Here is a 19228-nt window from a genome sequence, read left to right as displayed (position 1 = left end):
TTCTGTCATGATTTATCATGATACAGGAGAACATGAAACTATTTAAGTGTGTTGGTTATTTATCATGATTAATCATCTTTAACCCAACTTTCATGACAAATCAGAACGATATAGAATCAGAAAAAGAAAAGGCAGAAATCTGCCCTTTCAAATTTAATCGAATTTTCTTCTTACCAGAAATGCAAAGAATGCAAAAGTTTCCTGGTTCAGCGCTCCCTTGATCCGGTCTTCTGTTAGAATAAAAAACGTAATAGATTAAATGATTCCCTGTAAGTAAGAAAAAATTAAAAAAGAAGCTATAAAGAGGTCTTAAACCTCTTTACATCATGCCACTCATATCGTAATTGTGGATGTTGTGCTCAGGCGCTACATCCATCATGGCCTGTTCCCTGGCACGGAGCATGTCATCCACACGCAGGATCATGACAGCCACTTCGGAAGCTGATTTAATCGCCTGGGTCTTGACCCTGAGAGGATCGACAATACCCATGTTAAGCATGTCGTCGACTTTCCCGGTGGCAATGTTGATTCCTCCGTATTTTACATTACCATGCGCTGCACGCAGCTCCAGCAGGGTATCAATAGCATCGAATCCACAGTTTTCTGCAATAGCCCTTGGGATCTCTTCAACAGCAGATGCAAAAGCATTGATTGCCATCTGTTCGCGTCCGCCAATAGTTGAAGCGTATGCACGCAGTTTCTGTGCAACCTCTATCTCTGAGGCTCCACCGCCGGCCACAAGTGTACCGTCTTCAAACACGGATTTAACCACGTGAAGAGCATCATCAAAGACACGCTCGACATTGTCCGTAACATGTTCTGAACCGCCCTTGATGAGGATGGTCATTGTCTTTGAGTTCTTGAATCCTTTGATATAGGTCTTCTCTTCATGCAGGTCTTCCTGCTCCACAAGTTCAGCAAAGCCAAGGTCTTCTGATGTAATGTCCTGCACGTTTCTTACAAGTGCGGCACCGGTAGAGTGGGAAAGTACTTCCATATCCTCATCCTTTACACGCCTGGTTGCATAAACACCGGCTTCCTTGAAGAAGTGGAATGCATAGTCGTCCATGTTCTTTGAGCAGAACACAACATTTGCACCGGTGTCAATGATCTTCTGGATCATCTGCCTGAAATTAGCCTTTTCCTGTTCCTTGAAATCTAAAAGCTGCTCAGCACTATCCACATGCAACTTGGACTTGGTTGCGGTCTTACTGAATGCCATTTCAGTATCAATAAGCGCAATTTTCGCATTCTCTATCCTGTGTGGCATCTCAAGGTGCAGGGCTTCCTTCCTGATAGCAATACCGTTAATGAGCTCGGTATCATTGATGGTTCCGCCGATTTCCTTTGCTATTACAATATCGTCATCAACGTTGACCTTACCTTCATTCTCAACGGCATAAACAGCATCCACGCATATCTTTGCAAGGTGAGCACTTGCCATTTCAGATGCCTTGCCGGTTATAGAGGTCAATGCTATCTTTTCAAGCATTTCCCTGTCATCCTTCCCGACCTGGATAGAATAATCCTTCTGTATCTGAAGAGCTTTCTCGGTTGCCATTATGTATCCTTTTATGATAATGGAAGGATGAACGCCCTGGGTGATCATTTCCTGTGCCTTCTCAAGCAGAGCACCAGCCATTACCACTGCACTGGTTGTACCGTCACCTGCTATTTTTTCCTGAGTCTTGGCTACTTCCACGACCATTTTTGCTGTGGGATGTTCTATGTCCATCTCATCAAGGATAGTTGCACCATCATTAGTAAGAGTGATATCTCCCATGATGTTCACAAGCATCTTGTCCATTCCCTTGGGACCAAGAGTTGACCTTACTATCTTTGCAACTGCCTGCGCCGATGCAATGTTAACTGATAACGCATCTTTTCCAGTAGTCTGTTCTTTACTTGGATCGATAATTACTACAGGCTGATCGCCATATTGTCCTGCCATGCTTCCAGATCTCCAATAACCAAATTAAATGAATGTCATTACATTAAGTATGAGTGAAACTAACTGTGAGTGGTTCTATAAAAATGTTACGAGAATGGACTCTAATTACCTGAATTCAAAACCTTTAACATATAAAGAACCCTTTTCCGACTATGCTTACATTCATAGGACTGGGTCTTTTTGATGAAAAAGATATCTCTGTAAAGGGACTTGAGGCCGTAAGAAACGCAGATATGGTCTTTGTGGAATTCTATACTTCAGTACTCATGGGTACGACTGTTGAGCGACTTGAAGAACTCTATGGAAAAGACATCAGTGTGCTCTCAAGGGAAGACGTTGAACAGAATCCCGAATGGATCGAATATGCAAAGGAGAAGAATGTTGTTTTCCTTACCGGCGGAGACACAATGGTATCCACAACCCACGTAGACCTCCGTCTGCGGGCAGAAGATGCAGGCATTGAGACAAAGCTCATCCATGGAGCCTCTATTGCATCGGCTATCTGCGGCCTGTCTGGCTTACAGAACTACCGATTTGGAAAATCATCAACTATACCACACCCCTATACAAGCAGCATGGGCAATACCATCGTGTCGGAAACTCCCTACGACACTATAAAAATGAACAGGGAGAACAATATGCACACCATTATCTTCCTGGACATCGACAAGGAAAAGGGGTACATGACAGTAAACCAGGCAATGGAGCTTCTTCTTCAGGTAGAGGAGAAAAGAGGTGAAGGAATAATTGATAATGCTATTGCAGTTGGAATCGCACGGGCAGGCTCACCGAAACCCAATGTCAAAGCAGGGTACGTACACCAATTAAAGGATCATGATTTCGGTGAACCATTGCATATAGTTGTAATTCCGGCAGCATTGCACTTTGTAGAAGCCGAAGCACTTGTAAAACTTGCAGGAGCTCCACCTGAGATAATGTCATCCATTGAAGATTGAAAGTAATATAATTGCCAGGGGAAATATAATAATACACATGAAACATATAACCAGAAACCAAGAATTTGAGGGATGAAAAATGGTTCGAGGTTCAGTAGGCGTTATCTTTGGAGAGACAGGTACTCTGGAGTTCAAAATGCTTGTGTCGGACAGCACCGCCGTACATAGGGGTGCATATATCAAGGCATGGCATGAGACCGACGGATGGGTACTTGCTCAAGTGATCAATATTACGAGATCAAGTGAATCTTTTACAATTGAAGAGGCAAAAGCAGGCCAGAGGAAAGATAAGAGTGACGACCGCATAGTAGCGGAGGTAATCGTCATCGGTACCCGTGACAGCGAAGGGATGCTCAGGTCACCGGTCATACCTTTCAGCCCCGGAGACATGCTGTACGTAGCCGACGAAGGGCTTATCCGTTCAGTGCTGGGCCTTCTGGGAAAGGACATGAACATAGGCCTGCTGGAAGGTACGGGAATCAAAGTCCAGTTAAGTGTTAACAGTCTTGTGCAGAAACACTGTAGCATCCTCGCCAAGACCGGTAGCGGAAAATCCTACACAGCAGCAGTCATACTTGAAGAACTTATAGACAGGGACATACCACTTCTGATAATCGACCCCCACAGTGAATATGCATCGTTTAAGGCGCAGGCACCTGATGACTCGGAAACCTTCAAGAAATATGGAGTCAAACCCAAATCCTATGCGGACAGAGTGACGGTCTACACTCCTGCAAACAAATCCATAAACCCGGATGCTGATGAAACATTCCGTTTGAATGGCATGAACCTGACTGTAAAGGATCTGACATCCATATTCCCGGAAAACTTTTCAACGACACACACTGGAATACTCTACGAGGCAATACAGGGCCTGAGAGCTGAAATGGAGACCTATACAATTGATGACATTATTTTCGCCGTCAGCAACGACAAGAGCAAGGCAAAATGGACTGTCATCAGCATGCTTGAAAACATCCGGGACACAGATATCCTTTCACCTAATCCTACGCCTATCGAGGCTCTTGTACGCAAGGGAAAAGTTTCGATTATCGATTTCAAAGGTACTCCCCCTGATATGCAGAGCATGATAGTATCGCAATTATGCTCGAACCTTTTCGAAGCAAGAAAACTCGATCGTGTCCCACCCGGAATGCTCGTTATCGAAGAAGCACATAACTATGCACCTGAGAAAGGATTCAGCAAGACAGTGAGTACGGATATTCTAAGAACAATAGCATCCGAAGGCAGGAAGTTCGGCCTGGGAATGATGGTCATATCCCAGCGTCCGGCAAGGATAGACAAGAACGTCCTTTCCCAGTGTGGTACCCAGATAATCATGAAAGTGACAAATCCCAATGACCTCAAAGCGATCAGCAAAGGTCTTGAGGGTGTCAACTCTTATGTAGAGGACGAACTCATGAGACTGCCTCCTGGTGTTGCCATGCTTGTGAGCAATGATATCGAGAGACCCATACTTGTTGATATAAGGATACGCAAATCCAAACATGGCGGTGAATCGGTCAATGTGCTCAAGGCTGCCCAGATGCAGACCCCTCCACCTCCACCACCTGTTGCAGAGGTTACTGCAAGTGAAGTTGATACGCAGGTATTAAGGGAAACAGCACCATCTCAGCTACCTGTTGCACAAGCTACGGAAATTGAAAAGAGTGAAGCCAATACTCCGCCACCTAAAAGAAAACCATCCCGTCCACCTAAAAACGATGGCGGTAAGCTATTCACCAGGATATTCGGCGGAGCAAAATAGAACTGATATCGGATGTTGACATGCCTGCAGATCTGAATGAAAAGGTCAAGAGATATGAGAGACTACTGAGGGAAGCATTGCAAAAAGCTGAAGTTTCTCCTATCGAAAGATCACATATGTATAAGATAGCTGTGGATTATCGTACCATGGCAACTTCGTACTATAATGACGGAATTCATTTCATGGAGAGTGATGACCCGGTGAATGCACTGGTATGCTTCAGTTATGGTCATGCATGGCTGGATGCCGGCGCACGCCTTGGGCTGTTCGATGTTGATGACGATGTATTATTCACCATTTGAACAATAAATTGGGTTTGAAGAACAGCCTAAATCTTAAGATTATATTTTTTTCTGGTAGTGGTCAGAATGTCTTTCCATTCTGCACATAACTAAAAAAGAGTTTTGTCAAAAAGAAAAAGCAGAGAGAAACTCAGTTCCCTCCAATCCATTCCTGCACTTTTTCAGGATTGTTGTCAATCCACTTCTGAGCAGCTTCATCTTCAGGCATACCGTCAGCAAGGTCAGCCATAACAGACTGAATGTCATCATGAGTCCAGTTGAATCTGCCTATGATGCCGTAGAGTTCGGGATCATCTTCTGCAAGGCCAACCCTTGCAAGTGTTTCGACATGGTCTGCTTCGCCGTAAACTCCATTTGGATCCTCAAGGTATTTCAGGTCAAAGCTGTTGAATGTCCAGTGTGGTGTCCAGAGTGTGACAACGACCCACTCTTCATCTGATATTGAGTTCTTGAGTTCAGCTGCCATACCTGCACTGCTGCTGGCAACGAGATCGTAATCAAGACTGTAATTGTCAATAGCAGTTTCTGTTGTCTGCATGATACCGGCTCCGGGGTCGATACCGATGATCTCACCTTCAAACTGGTCCTTGTTGTCATTGAGTTCCTCAATTGAATCAATGGTTACATATGTGGGAACTACAAGTCCGATTTTGCAGTCCTCAAGATTGACTGCGACACTGTCGATGTCGTCTCCGTATGTTTCCCAGTAGTTCTTCTGGGTTTGTGGAAGCCATGCAGATGTAGTGAAGTCGAACTGACTGTCTGCAAGTCCCTGGTATAATGCACCTGCGTCAACTGCAATAATCTCGACATCATATCCTGCTTCTTCAAGAACAATTTTCATTACATTAGTACTGGCAATCTCACCGTCCCAGAGTACATAGCCGATAGTAGCTTCTTTTGTTTGTGTAGTCTCTTCTAACTCTGTTCCGGATTCTCCACTTGCGTTCTGGTCAGTACATCCGCTTACCATTACAAGCACAGCAATCAGAGTAATTACTGCAAGGAGTTTTACTTGTCTTTTCATTTTATCACAACTTTTTATGTATAAATTAAGACCGTATGGTCTGTTAATTTTATTTTCTAGGTGTCAGGTTCTGGGTCAGCCTGTCAAGCACGATCGCGATAATAACAATCGCAAGGCCTGCTTCAAACCCCTGACCGATATCCACTCTCTGGATGCCCACAAGTACCTGGTATCCCAATCCACGTGCACCGATCATGGCAGCAATAACAACCATTGAAAGAGAGAGCATGATGCATTGGTTGACTCCGGCCATTATCGTCGGGACGGCCACGGGCAGTTCCACTTTCACCAGTTTCTGCAATGGAGTGGTTCCAAAGGCGTCAGCAACTTCTACAAGTTCCACAGGTACCTGCCGTATGCCAAGATTTGTCAGGCGTATCGCAGGTGGCATTGCAAACACAACAGTTGCCACCAGTCCGGGGACGTTTCCAAGGCCAAAGAATATCACAGCAGGGATAAGATAAACAAAAGAAGGCATTGTCTGCATAAAGTCAAGCAGCGGCTTGATTATGTGGAACACAAATTCATTCTTGGCAGTCAGGATGCCCAATGGTATACCTATGGTAAGGGCCACAAGCGCCGATGAGAGCACAAGAGCCAGCGTTTCTATTGCAAGGTTCCAAAGTCCCATAGAATCTATTAACAGGAAGCCTACTGCAGTTCCAATAGCAATTCCTGCTTTTCGTTTTGCCAGGAAATAAACCAGCAAAGCTGCTACAATTGTAAAAACCATGGGAGGCAGGAACATCAGAATATCCTTGAGTCCAGATACAAGAATATCTATAAACTCACTGAAAGCATCAAGGAGAAAACCGAAATAATCATCGACCCAGTAAACGATGAGCTCTGCACCTTCTCCTATTTTGAGGTCTGGCATTTCCATTATTGTACCTCCCCTTCATCTTCTTTTTCTTCTGTTATCGCCAGTGCGCCAAGCACACTGCCACGCACAATAATTCCTTTAAGCTTACCAACACTGTCAACAACCGGAAGAGGGTATTGGCTTTCAGCTATCATGGGAATGATGTCTTTTACCGGAGTATCGACTTCCACCTTTGGGAAATCGACAATCATTACTTCACTGATTTTCTTCTTTTCCTTCATTGCTGCTACTGCGTGGTCAATAAGCACAATTCCCTGAAGGATCTTGTCAGGATCGACAACAAAAATAGAAGAAATTCCGTGTTTTTTCATCAGTTGTGTAGCAACTGTCAATGCAGAGTTAATAGAAACAACAGGTTCAGGTCGTTTCATCACATTGTCCGCAGTCAGGATCTTTGCCCGGTCCACTCCTGCCACAAACTCTGAAACATAGTCATCAGCAGGTGAGGTGAGTATCTCTTCGGGAGTACCTATCTGGGCTATGTAGCCGTCCTTCATTATGGCAATTCTGTCACCTAGTTTCAAGGCCTCATCAAGATCGTGGGAAACAAAGACAATAGTCTTTTTCATCTTGTTTTGAAGAGCAAGAAGCTCATCCTGCATCTCTGCCCTTATGAGAGGATCGAGAGCACTAAAAGCCTCATCCATAAGCAGGACATCGGGATCTGTTGCAAGGGCTCTTGCAAGCCCGACTCTCTGTTGCATACCTCCACTCAGTGAGGAGGTGGTGCTGTGCTCATATCCTTTAAGGCCAACTTTAGCAATAGCTTCCTCGGCTTTAGTGTAGCGTTCTTCCTTTGAAACGCCCTGTATCTCCAATCCGAAAGCGACATTATCCATTACTGTCCGATGAGGTAGCAATGCAAAACTCTGGAATACCATTGTCATCTTTTTCCTGCGAACATTGCGCAATTCTCCGGTATCCATGCCTGCAATGTCATCACCATCGATGAGTATATGTCCGTCAGTTGGGGATATCAGCCTGTTGAGACATCTCAGAAGAGTTGATTTTCCAGAGCCTGAGAGTCCCATAAGTACAAATGTTTCACCATTGTAAACATCGAAGTTAACATTATACAGACCAACTGTCTGTTTTGTTTGTTTGAAAATATCCTGTTTTGACATGCCCTTTTCTACCATTGAAAGAGCTTTGTGGGGATGTTTTCCAAAAATTTTAACAAGGTTTTTTACTTCTATCTTTTTTTCATAAATAGTAATACCTCAGTATGAATATCCTAATATGGACCTCCATAACAGCAGCTATGATTTTGTTATCCTTTATTAGTGTTTCGTTTAATATCCAAAAAAATCTGCCTTAATAAAGTTCTTTTTTTCAAAAAAAGCTCTATTTTGCCTTTTCTTTTTACTTATAATTTCGTGGAAACTTATTTATAAATGCTTTAAATCCAGAAGATAAAATTATCCATTGCCTGGAAATTAATGTTAAAAAAGGGTATTAACTAAGAAACGATGGCACACTGGAACGAATAAAAATGGGATTGAATATATAATGAACAATAAGACAGAAGATACTGACATCTCGTATTCTAATTGGAAAAAACGTTTACCTTGAATGATTATTTCAAGGTATGACTGGAAACATGCAGATTATTGATAGTAAAGCACCCATAAAAAGTATATTCTTATCGAAGGCTCAATGCTAAATTTTTACCAGCTTCAAAAGCCTTCTTTAGAATATCAGCATCTTTTGATACTGCACCCCTGTCGAAATAGCCCGTCACCGGAAACTTTTCAATCGCCTCATAACCCAGGGCATCAAGGGGCATTTCCATAGCTTCAAGTGCAAATCCCATTTCTTTTATGTCTAATTGTTCACATATTGAAAAGACAATTGCCTTTCGTCCCTGGTTTCCAAGTTTGCTTGAATACGGTCCGGGACGGATATCTGTGAAATTGTAGTACGGATATAATCTATCTATAAAGGATTTCATAGATGAAGTTACATTATAATTATAGGTGGGAGAACCAAGGATCAGACCTTTGCAGTCTTCTATTTCAGGATAAAGAAGTTCCATCCCGTCATGGAACCTTGTGCAATTTCCATCTTTTCTGCAGGCTTCACAACCAATACAGGACTCAATTGCATAATTTCTCAATAATACCTTTTTTGTTTCAGCACCTGCCGATTCTGCTCCTTTTAAAAAACTATCAAGAAGGATATCAGTATTCCCGTTTTTCCGGGGACTTCCACCAACTCCAAGAATTTTTACATCATTCATATTAGAACCTTACTTTATCAAATCTATTATTATATCAAAAACCGTCTGCCATGTTTATTATCTATTACTATTTAAATAAATCAGATCCACTCCGACAATCACTAATAAAAAGAAAACAGCAGTGAAATTATGCATGTCTGGTTAAAACATTTGATTAAAAGCCTGGATAATAATCTGGATGAAAAAACAAAAACTAAAATCATGGAAGAATGTGGTGAAAATTGTCCGTTTACTCATCTTACAGATGAACGATTACTGGCAATCAAGAACACTTCCAGTGATGAGAATGATTTTCTGGAAAAATTGTCTCAACAATGGCGAGTCAAAATCGAAGGTAATGATGTCTATGTTGTCTTCGATAAATGTTACTGCCCTCTTGCAAATGAAAATATTGCTGACACTTCAGCAACCCTCTGTTATTGTACTTTAGGAAACCTAAAGAAAAAGTTCAGAATCGGACTTAATAGGGATGTGGATATACTGATGGAAAAGACAGTTCTTTCAGGGGATTCTGAGTGTCGTTTTAAAATCCTGGTATAAACTACCTGTTTCTAAAAAAGATAACTAAATAAAAACAGAATTTAGATGCTAAAAAGATAGATTTTCAAAAATTATCCAAGAATCAGATATCAATCTACATGCTGATTTTATAAGGAACTTTCTGAGGAAAACCAACTCAGAGCTTGTTTATTTTACAGAGTACAAAGCACTCTTTGACCATCTAATATATTAGACATCAAGTAATTGATATAATTCCTTAGGTTTATTCCTAAGCATTTAGTTAATACAATAATTTGATGATAGTAAATGACACAATTCGATATAAACTCGGAAATTGTAAAAGTCATTAATGACAGTCCTGTGGTAATTTTCATATGGAGGCCGGAAAAGGGGTGGCCGGTAGAATTTGTCTCAGAGAATGTCAAACAGTTTGGATACTCACCCGAAGATTTTCTTTCTGGTGGATTAAAGTATGAAGATATTATTCATCCTGATGACATTAAACGTGTACGCAGAGAGGTTAAAGAATACTCTGAAACACATGTTGATAATTTCATCCAGGAGTACAGGATACTGGCAGCATCAGGGGAAATACGGTACATTGAAGACAGGACCATCATCCGCAGGGATGAGTATGGCAATATCCGATACTACGAAGGTATCATCCTGGATATAAGCCAGCGAAAACTCTCGGAAACAATTATTGATTGCCGCAACAAAGTTCTTGAATCCCTGGCAGCAGGTGCAAGTCTCGATGAGGTTCTTACACTTCTGGTGAGATCCACTGAAAAAATCGTGCCGGAAGTAATAAGTTTTGTCATGTTACTGGACAAGGAAAAGAAACATCTGGTTCATGCTATTTCTCCCCATCTTCCGAATTTCTACAAAAAAGCTATCGAAGGACTACCCATAGGGGAGGGCATTGGCTCCTGTTCAACAGCTGTTTACACCGGAAAAAGGGTTATTGTAGAGGACATATTGAATCATTCTTATTGGAAAGACCTTAAGGAAATTGCATTTAAGGCAGGCTTGAGGGCCAGTTGTTGTGAACCCATAATAAGTTCGAATAATGAAGTCCTTGGAACATTCGGAATGTACTTCCATGAGCCACACAAGCCTACAAAGGAAGAGATCAATATCCTTAAAGCAAACGCCAATCTCGCAGCTATCGCAATAAACAACAAAAGAGTATTGGATGATGCCATTGAATCAGAGCAAAAGCTCAAAATTATCCTCAATAATATAAACGATCAGATATACATCAGTGATCTCACTGGAAAATTAATTGCTGTGAACCAGGCTGTCGTTGATACCCTGGGTTATAGCAGGGATGAGATGTTGAGTGCATATCCATCCGATATGGTTCCGTCAAAAGACGTCCGGCGTGTATCTAAACTAATGAAGATTATTGAAACTGAAGGAAGAGCAGTATATGAAACTGAAGCTATACACAAAGATGGCCGAATTATACCGTTAGAAATCAGTGCAAGATTTATACTATTTGAAGGCAAAAAAACTATTCTGTCAGTTGCGAGAGATATCAGTGAACGCAAAAAAGTAGAAAGAATACACCATCTCGAAGGAGAAAGGCTGGAAGCGCTTGTTAAACTGAACAAAATGACCGGTGCGTCATTGAACGAGATCACAGACTTTGCAAGAGAAGAAGCTGTAAGGCTTACTGAAAGTACACTTGGGTACCTTGCATTTATGAATGCGGATGAAACAGCTCTTATTATGCATTCCTGGTCAAAAAGCGCTATGAAAGAATGTGGCATAAAAGATAAACGCTTTGTATATCCGATTAAAACTACCGGGTTGTGGGGTGAAGCAGTAAGGCAGCGCAGACCCATAATAACAAATGATTACTCTCTTCCCAGTCCAATGAAAAAAGGATACCCCGATGATCACGTGAAACTTTCAAGGCACATGAATATCCCGATCATCGATGGTGACCACATCGTTGCAGTTGCAGGAGTCGGCAACAAAGCAGATGAATACAATGAATCGGATCTACGCCAGCTTACCTTATTGATGCAGGGTATGTGGAGCCTTATTCAAAGAAAACAAATAGAAGATGCCTTAAAGCAATATTCCGATGAACTTAAGATAGCAAATGAAGAGCTAAGGTCCATCAACAGGATGAAAACAGAATTCATTGCAGAAAGACTGGAAAATATATACGGCCCTGAACACTCTGAGTGCAGTATCCTTGATGATGAGATGATCAGGTCTGTTGATGAACAACAGGCAAAGGCTATCAATTCCGTGTTGCTCAACTCTGCAAGGTTAAAACGCCTGGTAAATTCACTTCTGTATATGAGCCAGGAGCAGGCAGGAAAAATAGAATATACCTTTTCCCTGACGCAAGTAGACAAACTGATATCAGAGGCTTTGATGAATCTGATATTGCTTATAGATGAGAAAGAAATTACTTTAGAAGTGAATGTGCCCAAAGGGCTGCCTGCAATCAGATCTGATAAGGACAAACTGACAGAGACATTGACAATTCTTATAGATAATGCGATAAAATTCACTCCTGAAGGTGGAAGGATAAACATAGATGTAAATAAAGAAAGTGATTATCTGCACTTGAGGATCAGCGATACGGGATCAGGGATACAGAAAGACCTTGTGCCGCATGTCTTCCAGAAATTCTACCAGATGGAAGACTCAATGAGTCGAATGTATCAGGGACTTGAATCCGGTCTGTATATCTGCAAGGACATAATCCTTGCACATAAAGGCGATATTTGGATCGAAAGTGAAAAGGGTAAAGGAACTACATTCCACATAAAGCTTCCAACTATTACGGAAGATGATTCCCACAATTTGTCAAAACGTGAGGTGTTAAAATGAAATTGGCTCTTTTAGGCACTCTTTTTCTATCTGACAAAAGAAAAGATCTCCTCATCCTGCTGATAGAGCGGCCTATGAACATCGATGAGATTAAAAATACACTCAATGTCACTTCAAGTGCCATGATGACACAAATCAAGATTCTCATTGACCAAGGCATAATACTTTATGAGAATGATTATTACAGGCTCTCTAGCTTCGGAGAAGTGATCGTAAAAAAAATGATTCCTCTTTTAGACACCTTAGTGGTCTTCGAAGATAATAAACAATACTGGGAGAATCATAAAGTAAAAGGTATTCCGGCACACCTTCTTGAGAGAATAGAAGAACTGGGCTCCTGCGAAGTTGTTGAGCCGGAACTTAATCGCATGTATGAATTACCGAAAAAGTTCACTGACAATCTCATACAGTCAAAATACATCATGGAAATTTCTTCTTCATTCAGTCCGACTTATCCCTATAAATACATCGAACTTGCCAAAAAAGGTGTCAGAATCTCACTTATAATAACTGAGTCTGTGTTTGAAAGATTTGAAACGGAATATTTCGAACAATTACATGATTATCTTGGGATAGAAAATACCGAACTTTTTGTTTGTAAAGACGATATAGACTTTGCTTCCAGCGTGGTAACAGACAGATTCCTTTCACTGACCCTGTTCTATAAAACAGGCATGTTCCACAATCATGCTATGATGAGCTTTGAAGTGAACGCATTGATGTGGGGAGAGGACATGTACCGATTCTTCAGAGAAGGAGCACAAGAAGTGACAGATATCTGAAATACGGCTATCATATCGGAGATATTTGTACTCCGGATATAATTTTACTCATTTTGACTTTAAAGGATTATACTTGAATGTGCTTATTTTTGTGTTCATCAGATTAAAGCCATTAATTAAATTAAAGCTATTAATCTTATTGGGATTCTTTTCCTTTGTTAACAGCGTTAATTCAAAAGTGTTCATTCATAGGATTACAGTCCTTCTCAAAAAGACAGGGCATTCATAATATTAACGTTGTTAACAAATAACCAACGGTTATGATATATAACACAAAGATGATACTGTTTTTTGTTAACAGTGGAAACTGGAGATTCACTGTTAAGCCTGATTAAAATATTGGAGGTAAAACAATGAAGACAGCAATCTTAAACCAATTAGCGGAAGCTGTGGTCGAAGGAGACGATGACCTGGCAGAAGAACTTGCACAAAAGGCCCTTGATGGAGGTGTTGATCCTTACGAGGCAATTGTGGACGGACTTGCAAAAGGAATGATTATTGTGAGTGACAAGTATGAAAAGGGTGAAGCCTTTGTGCCACACCTGCTCATCGCATCCGGTGCCATGTATGCAGGTATGGATATACTGACCCCACATATGAAAGTAGAGGGTAACGGAAGGCGTTCCATAGGTGTTATAGGAACCATCGAGGGAGATGTCCACGATATCGGAAAGAACCTTGTCAAGACAATGATGTCTGCAGCCGGCTTTGATATGGTCGATCTGGGTCACGATGTGCCGGTCGAGAAATTCGTAGAGGTAGCGAAGGAGAAAAAAGCAGACCTGGTTTCCATGAGTGCTTTGATGACCACTACCATGACCAATATGGAGAAAGCAATTGAGATGCTTCAGGAAGAAGGTGTCAGAGATTCCCTCATTGTAATGGTAGGAGGAGCACCCGTTTCCCCTGAATTTGCAGAACAGGTTGGTGCAGACTCTACGCATTCTGATTCCATGGCAGCTACGGAATGGGCAAAGGACGCGGTAAGCAAACTTGATCCTGCTGAAATTAGATGGAGCGAGGAGAAAATCTCACTTGGAAAGGTCAAATACAGAGATATCCTGTCTAAAAAGACGGTTAAAGGAAAGACAGACATCGGTCTGGAAACTGCAAAGCAGATCATTTCAGACTTTGAGAGTGTAGCTGTCAAGACAAAAGAAGAAATGACCCATATGGACAGGACACTGGCAGCAATGGGTGACAAAAAGGTTGATAGGTTACCTGTATATCCGCTAGCTTGTGGCGTATTGAGGAAGTTTGCTGATGTCAACTACAAGCAGTATGCAACTGACATCGATGCGTTCGTTGAGAGTGCTTACCTCGGATCCAAATACCTGGATACAGACATGTTTGTAGGTCTCATAGACCTTTCCGCTACGTCATCAGACTTCGGATGTAAGATCAAGTACCCTGAAGATGACACACCTTCATCTGAAGGACACCTTGAGGCATATGAGCAGATCGAAGTTCCTGAAGTCAAGGAAGGTACTCGAGCCCATGAGCTTATAATGGCTTCTAAGGCAGCCACTGAAAAGCTCAACAAGGAACTCAACACACCATTTGTGGGATTCCACGAAGGACCACTTCTTACACTTACTCAGCTCATGGGTGCTGACCGTGTCCTGATGGACATGAAAACACATCCTGATGTGGTACTTGAAGCAGTCCAGAAATGTACGGATTACATCTGTCAGGTATCTGAACTGTTCTTTGAAGAAAGTGCCTGTAATGCACTCTGTATCGACAACCTCTGGTCCAACAACGTGATCATGAACGAAGAAGACTACTGGAAGTTCGACGGTAAGTTCGTATACGACCAGCACTTGCCGATCTTCAAGCAGTATGATCAACCATACATTATCCACAACTGTGCAGATGCAGTACACTTTGACACACAGATCACAAAGTTCGGAACAAAACTGTACAGCTACGCATACTATCCAAAACTCAGAAACAAGGGTTCACAGGGAATGGCAGACCTTATTCCACAATATGGTCACGAATGTTGCCTCATGGGTGAGATCAACCCTGTTGATTTCATGGATGGCTCTGCAGAAGGTGTGCAGAAGATCAAGACAGACACAGAACAGCTTCTAAGAGATGTTCTTCCTACACTCAAAGAGAACGAGCTGCAATCCAAGTTTGTCATGGCATCTGGTTGTGAGATTCCACCAGGAGGACCACTTACCACCGTGAAGGCAATGGTAGATACAGTTAAGGAACTGGGTCCAGACCTTCAAAAACAAAATTTCGGATAAGCAGGAACTATCACTTCCCCCTGCTTTTCCTTTTTTACTCATACGTGATTTGAAAAAAAGTTTGAAAATCACTTCATGAGGTCTATATCCATAGGGTGGTAAACCCCCTCATCTACACAATGGGGCAAACCACTCCACCTCCACATAAAAGGTGATAATAATGAATCTCGGGCTTGGCATAGACACTGGCGGCACATATACAGATGCCGTGATCATGGATCTTGAGAACGGATCAATAATAGATTCAAACAAATCGCTTACTACTTACCCTGATCTGATTAAGGGCATAATAAATTCAATAAACGGTCTTAAAGCCGAATATCTTGCGAATGTGAAATTCACTTCAGTATCCACCACACTCGCCACCAACACAACGCTGGAGGGGAAAGGATACCCGGCAGGTCTCATACTTGTTGGCTATAATATATCCCGAAAAATTCCCACAGATCATATCCTTTCCATAGAAGGCGGGCATGATGCTGATGGAAATGAAGTGGAATCCCTGGGTAATCTGAAGAAAGTGAAAGAATTTGTAAGAATGAACAAAAATAAAGTTTCTTCATTTGCTATATCATCATATTTTGGAGTACGCAACCCGGAACATGAGCTCACGATTAAAGAGATGATCCAGGAACTGACAGACCTCCCGGTGGTCTGCGGACATGAACTTTCCATGGACCTTGGGGCCTACGAAAGAGCCTTGACCGCACTTCTTAATGCCCAGTTAATCCCGGTAATCGACCAGTTCATAAGATCTGTAAGGTCTGTGATGCAGGATAAGAACATCAATTCGGTCCTGATGATGATGAGATGTGACGGATCGCTGGTGAAGATAGAAGAGGCACTAAAAAAACCAGTGGAATCCATTTTTTCCGGACCTGCCGCAAGCTTGCTGGGTGCTGCACATCTGACGGATCTTAAGGACTGCCTGACAGTCGATGTGGGAGGTACGAGTACGGACATCTCTATGATCCTCAGTGGTATGCCTGCTATCAGCGGTTCCGGTGCTGTTGTCGGCGGCTGGGATACAATGGTCAAGGCTATTAAAATGAATACCTCTGCTATTGGGGGAGACAGTCATGTATGGATGAAAGAAACAACGCATATCGGACCTAACAGGGTCATACCCCTATGTCTTTGCGCTGCCGAATTCCCGTCCATAATAAGTAAACTGCAGAATGCTGAAAAAGCCTCAAAGCGCATAATGAATGAAATCATCCAGCCAACAACATTTTTCATGTCCAATGGAGCAAAATCCCATTCCCTGCATGCCTCTGAACTGGAAGTGGAGGAGATGAAGATATTCGATGCTATAACAGAAAAACCTTCCTCGATATCAGATATTGCCTCAAGGACAAATAAGCATCCTCTGATGTTCGAAGGTATCCTGAGAAAGCTCATACAGAAAAGATATGTAAGACAGGTGGGTTTCACCCCAACCGACGTCCTGCATGTGACAGGTGACTATACAAAATGGGATTCCAATGCATCGATTTTGGGAGCCGCGATAATTTCAGAATATGCTTCCATGGAACCCCTCGATCTCTGCGACAAACTCAAAGAAGACGTAGCCAGAGGCATTGTACTCAATCTCATTGCACACTGTGCAGATAAAGTGAAGAAAAACGATCTGGAAAAAATACTGGATGGAACAGAACTAATGAAATTCACAATAAAGACACCTGTGGTAATGGTGGGTGCCCCTGTAGCCGCATATATGGAAGATATGAAATATTTCATTGATGCGGACATAAGGCTTCCGCAGTACCATGAAGTGGGTAATGCTGTAGGTGCCCTTGTCGGTAATGTGGTGTACAGGGAAGAAGTGCTGATAAGACCTGCAAGCCCGGGTAGTTCACAGTATCTGGTATTCTCTGAAAAAGGAAGACAAACATTCGATGACTACCAGGAGGCTCTTGACATGGCCAATTCCCTTGTTAACAGCACAGTTTCAGAGTATATGTCCGGCTACGGATTAAGTATGGACAATGTCAGGTTCGATCTTGAATGTAATGATATCGGGAATATTGGAACGGTACCCCTTGAGACAAAGATCGTAGGGGTAGCTGTTGGTTCTCCAAGGAGGGTAATATGAGCACTTCAATAGAACATGTGGGAAATATGAATGCACTGGATAATATGAATGCTCTGCGTCAAAGTGTACGCAATCGTATTGTGATCAAGGATGATGTTGAAGAGAATGATCTGATATATGAGATGCTACAGGCTTCCAGAGACATAAAGGATCTTCTTGTATCATCTTTCGGGCCACGTGGATCGAGCAAAATAATAATTAGTCCCACAGATGATGTTTATCTGACAAGTGATGGGAAGACCATAATCGAACAGATCGATGTGTTGCATCCCGTGGTCACTTCCCTCAAAGAGCTTGCGGTGTCCATGGATGGGGTATGTGGTGATGGTACAAAGACCGCAGTGATCATCGCTGCCTCTCTTATTGAAAATGCTGCTAAGCTCGTGGATTACGGACTACATCCGACAACGATCATAAAAGGATACCAGCTTGCCCTGAATAAAGTGTACGATATCCTGGACTATGAAAGTATTCGGATTGATTCTGACAATGATCTGCATTCTGTTATAGAGAATGCCAGCCTGAGTAAAGGAGTTGAACCCCACCAGGCCCGGATAATAGCAGATATCGTTCTAAAGACACTTTCAAAGATCAGGGATACTCATGCTGATGATTACATGGATCTGAACGATTATGTCAAAGTTGTAAAAAAGGTAGGTTCCCCCTCTATAGAATGTATTTCAGGAATGGTCCTGGATGAAACACCTTCAAGACCCGACATGCCTGATCATCTGGAAAATGCAAGCGTCCTTATGATCAATGGCAATGTGAAATTTGAAAGCAAGATCATAAATTCCCAGCGTAATATAAGAATCGGTGATCTCGAAGATCCAAAGCTTATCTTGCAGGGACAGGAACAAAATTTGAAAGTCATGTCACAGAAGATAATTGATTCCGGGGCTAACATTGTCTTTTGTGAAGGAGATGTGGATGAATCTGTAGAGGCATCACTTGCAAAAAATGGCATTCTGCTTTTCGAAAAACTGAAAATCAGGGATATGGAGATGGTCTCAAAGGCAACAGGTGCAAGTATTCTTTCCATCAGGGAGGATATAATGCCTCATAATCTGGGATTTGCCGATGAGGCAAAGGTCAGAAAAAGAAATGATGAGCATTTCCTTTTCCTTTCTGTCAATGATCAACTGATATCTACGATCATGATATGGGAACCTTTCAGGTATGGTCTTGAAAAGATGGAGGAAGCAGTAGATGATGCCATCAATAATGCTGCATTCATACTGAAGAATCCTCTTGTCGTTAAAGGAGGAGGAGATGTTGAATTTGTGCTCTCACAGATGCTCAGGCAGTATTCTTCCACTATTGAAGGAAAAGAGCAACTTGCAGTTATCGAATATGCAAACGCCCTTGAAGAGATTCCCAGAACACTTGCAAGGAACGCGGGTCTCAATGAAGTTGATGCGATGACGAAAATGCTCAATTTCTATAACAAGGGGATCGACTGCAGGGTCGACCTTAACCGAAAGGTCGTTGCCAACAACCCTCCGGAATATGATTCTTCCAGCATTAAACAAATGGCTATTATCGCGGCGACCGAGGCTGTAAGCAATATGTTGAGAATTGATAAGATAGTATTGAAAAGGTCCTAAGGA

14 protein-coding genes are annotated in these 19228 nt (G+C 42.1%); 9 read left to right on the top strand and 5 right to left on the bottom strand.

The window, feature by feature from the left end; translation table 11 throughout:
* Positions 1-319: 319 nt before the first annotated feature.
* Positions 320-1951: a thermosome subunit alpha gene (thsA, locus tag V7O62_RS01110; protein WP_406657175.1), complete on the bottom strand. Its 1632-nt coding sequence runs from the start codon at positions 1949-1951 to the stop codon at positions 320-322.
* A 152-nt stretch (positions 1952-2103) separates the two neighbouring features.
* Here thsA and dph5 point away from each other — a divergent pair, with 152 nt between their 5' ends.
* From dph5 to V7O62_RS01095, 3 genes are all read left to right on the top strand, one after another.
* On the top strand, positions 2104-2907 hold the full coding sequence (gene dph5, locus V7O62_RS01105; protein WP_406657174.1) for a diphthine synthase: 804 nt from the start codon (positions 2104-2106) through the stop codon (positions 2905-2907).
* 79 nt (positions 2908-2986) lie between these two features.
* Positions 2987-4675: an ATP-binding protein gene (locus V7O62_RS01100; RefSeq protein ID WP_406657173.1), complete on the top strand. Its 1689-nt coding sequence runs from the start codon at positions 2987-2989 to the stop codon at positions 4673-4675.
* 20 nt (positions 4676-4695) lie between these two features.
* Positions 4696-4977, top strand: coding sequence for a DUF357 domain-containing protein (locus V7O62_RS01095; RefSeq protein ID WP_406657172.1), 282 nt, complete (start codon positions 4696-4698; stop codon positions 4975-4977).
* 130 nt (positions 4978-5107) lie between these two features.
* Here the strand turns inward: V7O62_RS01095 and V7O62_RS01090 are convergent, their stop codons facing one another.
* The 4 genes from V7O62_RS01090 to V7O62_RS01075 all read right to left on the bottom strand — a co-directional run bounded on the left by V7O62_RS01090 (position 5108) and on the right by V7O62_RS01075 (position 9126).
* Complete coding sequence (locus V7O62_RS01090) at positions 5108-6004, bottom strand: glycine betaine ABC transporter substrate-binding protein (protein WP_406657171.1); 897 nt, start codon at positions 6002-6004, stop codon at positions 5108-5110.
* Positions 6005-6053: 49 nt separating this feature from the next.
* A complete protein-coding gene (locus V7O62_RS01085; RefSeq protein WP_406657170.1) occupies positions 6054-6887 on the bottom strand; it encodes an ABC transporter permease in 834 nt (277 codons plus the stop codon).
* Positions 6887-8026, bottom strand: a complete 1140-nt coding sequence (locus V7O62_RS01080) for a glycine betaine/L-proline ABC transporter ATP-binding protein (RefSeq protein ID WP_406657169.1) — start codon at positions 8024-8026, stop codon at positions 6887-6889. Before V7O62_RS01080 ends, V7O62_RS01085 begins: the two co-directional genes overlap by 1 nt.
* Positions 8027-8529: 503 nt before the next feature.
* Complete coding sequence (locus V7O62_RS01075; RefSeq protein ID WP_406657168.1) at positions 8530-9126, bottom strand: flavodoxin family protein; 597 nt, start codon at positions 9124-9126, stop codon at positions 8530-8532.
* Between the two features lie 126 nt (positions 9127-9252).
* Here V7O62_RS01075 and V7O62_RS01070 point away from each other — a divergent pair, with 126 nt between their 5' ends.
* The 6 genes from V7O62_RS01070 (at position 9253) to V7O62_RS01045 (ending at position 19225) form a co-directional block, all read left to right on the top strand.
* Positions 9253-9666, top strand: a complete 414-nt coding sequence (locus V7O62_RS01070) for a DUF6144 family protein (RefSeq protein ID WP_406658311.1) — start codon at positions 9253-9255, stop codon at positions 9664-9666.
* Positions 9667-9933: 267 nt separating this feature from the next.
* Complete coding sequence (locus tag V7O62_RS01065) at positions 9934-12483, top strand: GAF domain-containing protein (RefSeq protein WP_406657167.1); 2550 nt, start codon at positions 9934-9936, stop codon at positions 12481-12483.
* Positions 12480-13265 carry a helix-turn-helix transcriptional regulator gene (locus V7O62_RS01060; protein WP_406657166.1) on the top strand — a complete coding sequence of 262 codons (786 nt, stop codon included), beginning with the start codon at positions 12480-12482 and terminating at the stop codon, positions 13263-13265. Before V7O62_RS01065 ends, V7O62_RS01060 begins: the two co-directional genes overlap by 4 nt.
* A 353-nt stretch (positions 13266-13618) precedes the next feature.
* On the top strand, positions 13619-15523 hold the full coding sequence (locus V7O62_RS01055) for a methyltransferase cognate corrinoid protein (RefSeq protein ID WP_406657165.1): 1905 nt from the start codon (positions 13619-13621) through the stop codon (positions 15521-15523).
* 160 nt (positions 15524-15683) lie between these two features.
* Positions 15684-17618, top strand: a complete 1935-nt coding sequence (locus V7O62_RS01050; protein ID WP_406657164.1) for a hydantoinase/oxoprolinase family protein — start codon at positions 15684-15686, stop codon at positions 17616-17618.
* The gene (locus tag V7O62_RS01045; RefSeq protein WP_406657163.1) at positions 17615-19225 is read left to right on the top strand and encodes a TCP-1/cpn60 chaperonin family protein; all 1611 of its coding nucleotides are present in this window, start codon (positions 17615-17617) and stop codon (positions 19223-19225) included. Before V7O62_RS01050 ends, V7O62_RS01045 begins: the two co-directional genes overlap by 4 nt.
* Positions 19226-19228 lie beyond the last annotated feature (3 nt).

This window comes from Methanolobus sp. ZRKC2, assembly GCF_045291185.1.
Lineage (GTDB): Archaea > Halobacteriota > Methanosarcinia > Methanosarcinales > Methanosarcinaceae > Methanolobus.
Note: the sequence above shows the minus strand (reverse complement) of the source record. Positions and strands in the feature narration are given on the sequence as shown.

Bases quoted from the DNA above. Each gene is read 5' to 3' on its own strand.
- dph5 (WP_406657174.1), top strand. From the start codon at position 2,104: ATGCTTACATTCATAGGACTGGGTCTTTTTGATGAAAAAGATATCTCT.
- V7O62_RS01080 (WP_406657169.1), bottom strand. From the start codon at position 8,026: ATGGTAGAAAAGGGCATGTCAAAACAGGATATTTTCAAACAAACAAAA.
- V7O62_RS01050 (WP_406657164.1), top strand. From the start codon at position 15,684: ATGAATCTCGGGCTTGGCATAGACACTGGCGGCACATATACAGATGCC.
- V7O62_RS01060 (WP_406657166.1), top strand. From the start codon at position 12,480: ATGAAATTGGCTCTTTTAGGCACTCTTTTTCTATCTGACAAAAGAAAA.
- thsA (WP_406657175.1), bottom strand. From the start codon at position 1,951: ATGGCAGGACAATATGGCGATCAGCCTGTAGTAATTATCGATCCAAGT.
- V7O62_RS01090 (WP_406657171.1), bottom strand. From the start codon at position 6,004: ATGAAAAGACAAGTAAAACTCCTTGCAGTAATTACTCTGATTGCTGTG.
- V7O62_RS01075 (WP_406657168.1), bottom strand. From the start codon at position 9,126: ATGAATGATGTAAAAATTCTTGGAGTTGGTGGAAGTCCCCGGAAAAAC.
- V7O62_RS01085 (WP_406657170.1), bottom strand. From the start codon at position 6,887: ATGGAAATGCCAGACCTCAAAATAGGAGAAGGTGCAGAGCTCATCGTT.
- V7O62_RS01045 (WP_406657163.1), top strand. From the start codon at position 17,615: ATGAGCACTTCAATAGAACATGTGGGAAATATGAATGCACTGGATAAT.
- V7O62_RS01055 (WP_406657165.1), top strand. From the start codon at position 13,619: ATGAAGACAGCAATCTTAAACCAATTAGCGGAAGCTGTGGTCGAAGGA.
- V7O62_RS01065 (WP_406657167.1), top strand. From the start codon at position 9,934: ATGACACAATTCGATATAAACTCGGAAATTGTAAAAGTCATTAATGAC.
- V7O62_RS01095 (WP_406657172.1), top strand. From the start codon at position 4,696: ATGCCTGCAGATCTGAATGAAAAGGTCAAGAGATATGAGAGACTACTG.
- V7O62_RS01100 (WP_406657173.1), top strand. From the start codon at position 2,987: ATGGTTCGAGGTTCAGTAGGCGTTATCTTTGGAGAGACAGGTACTCTG.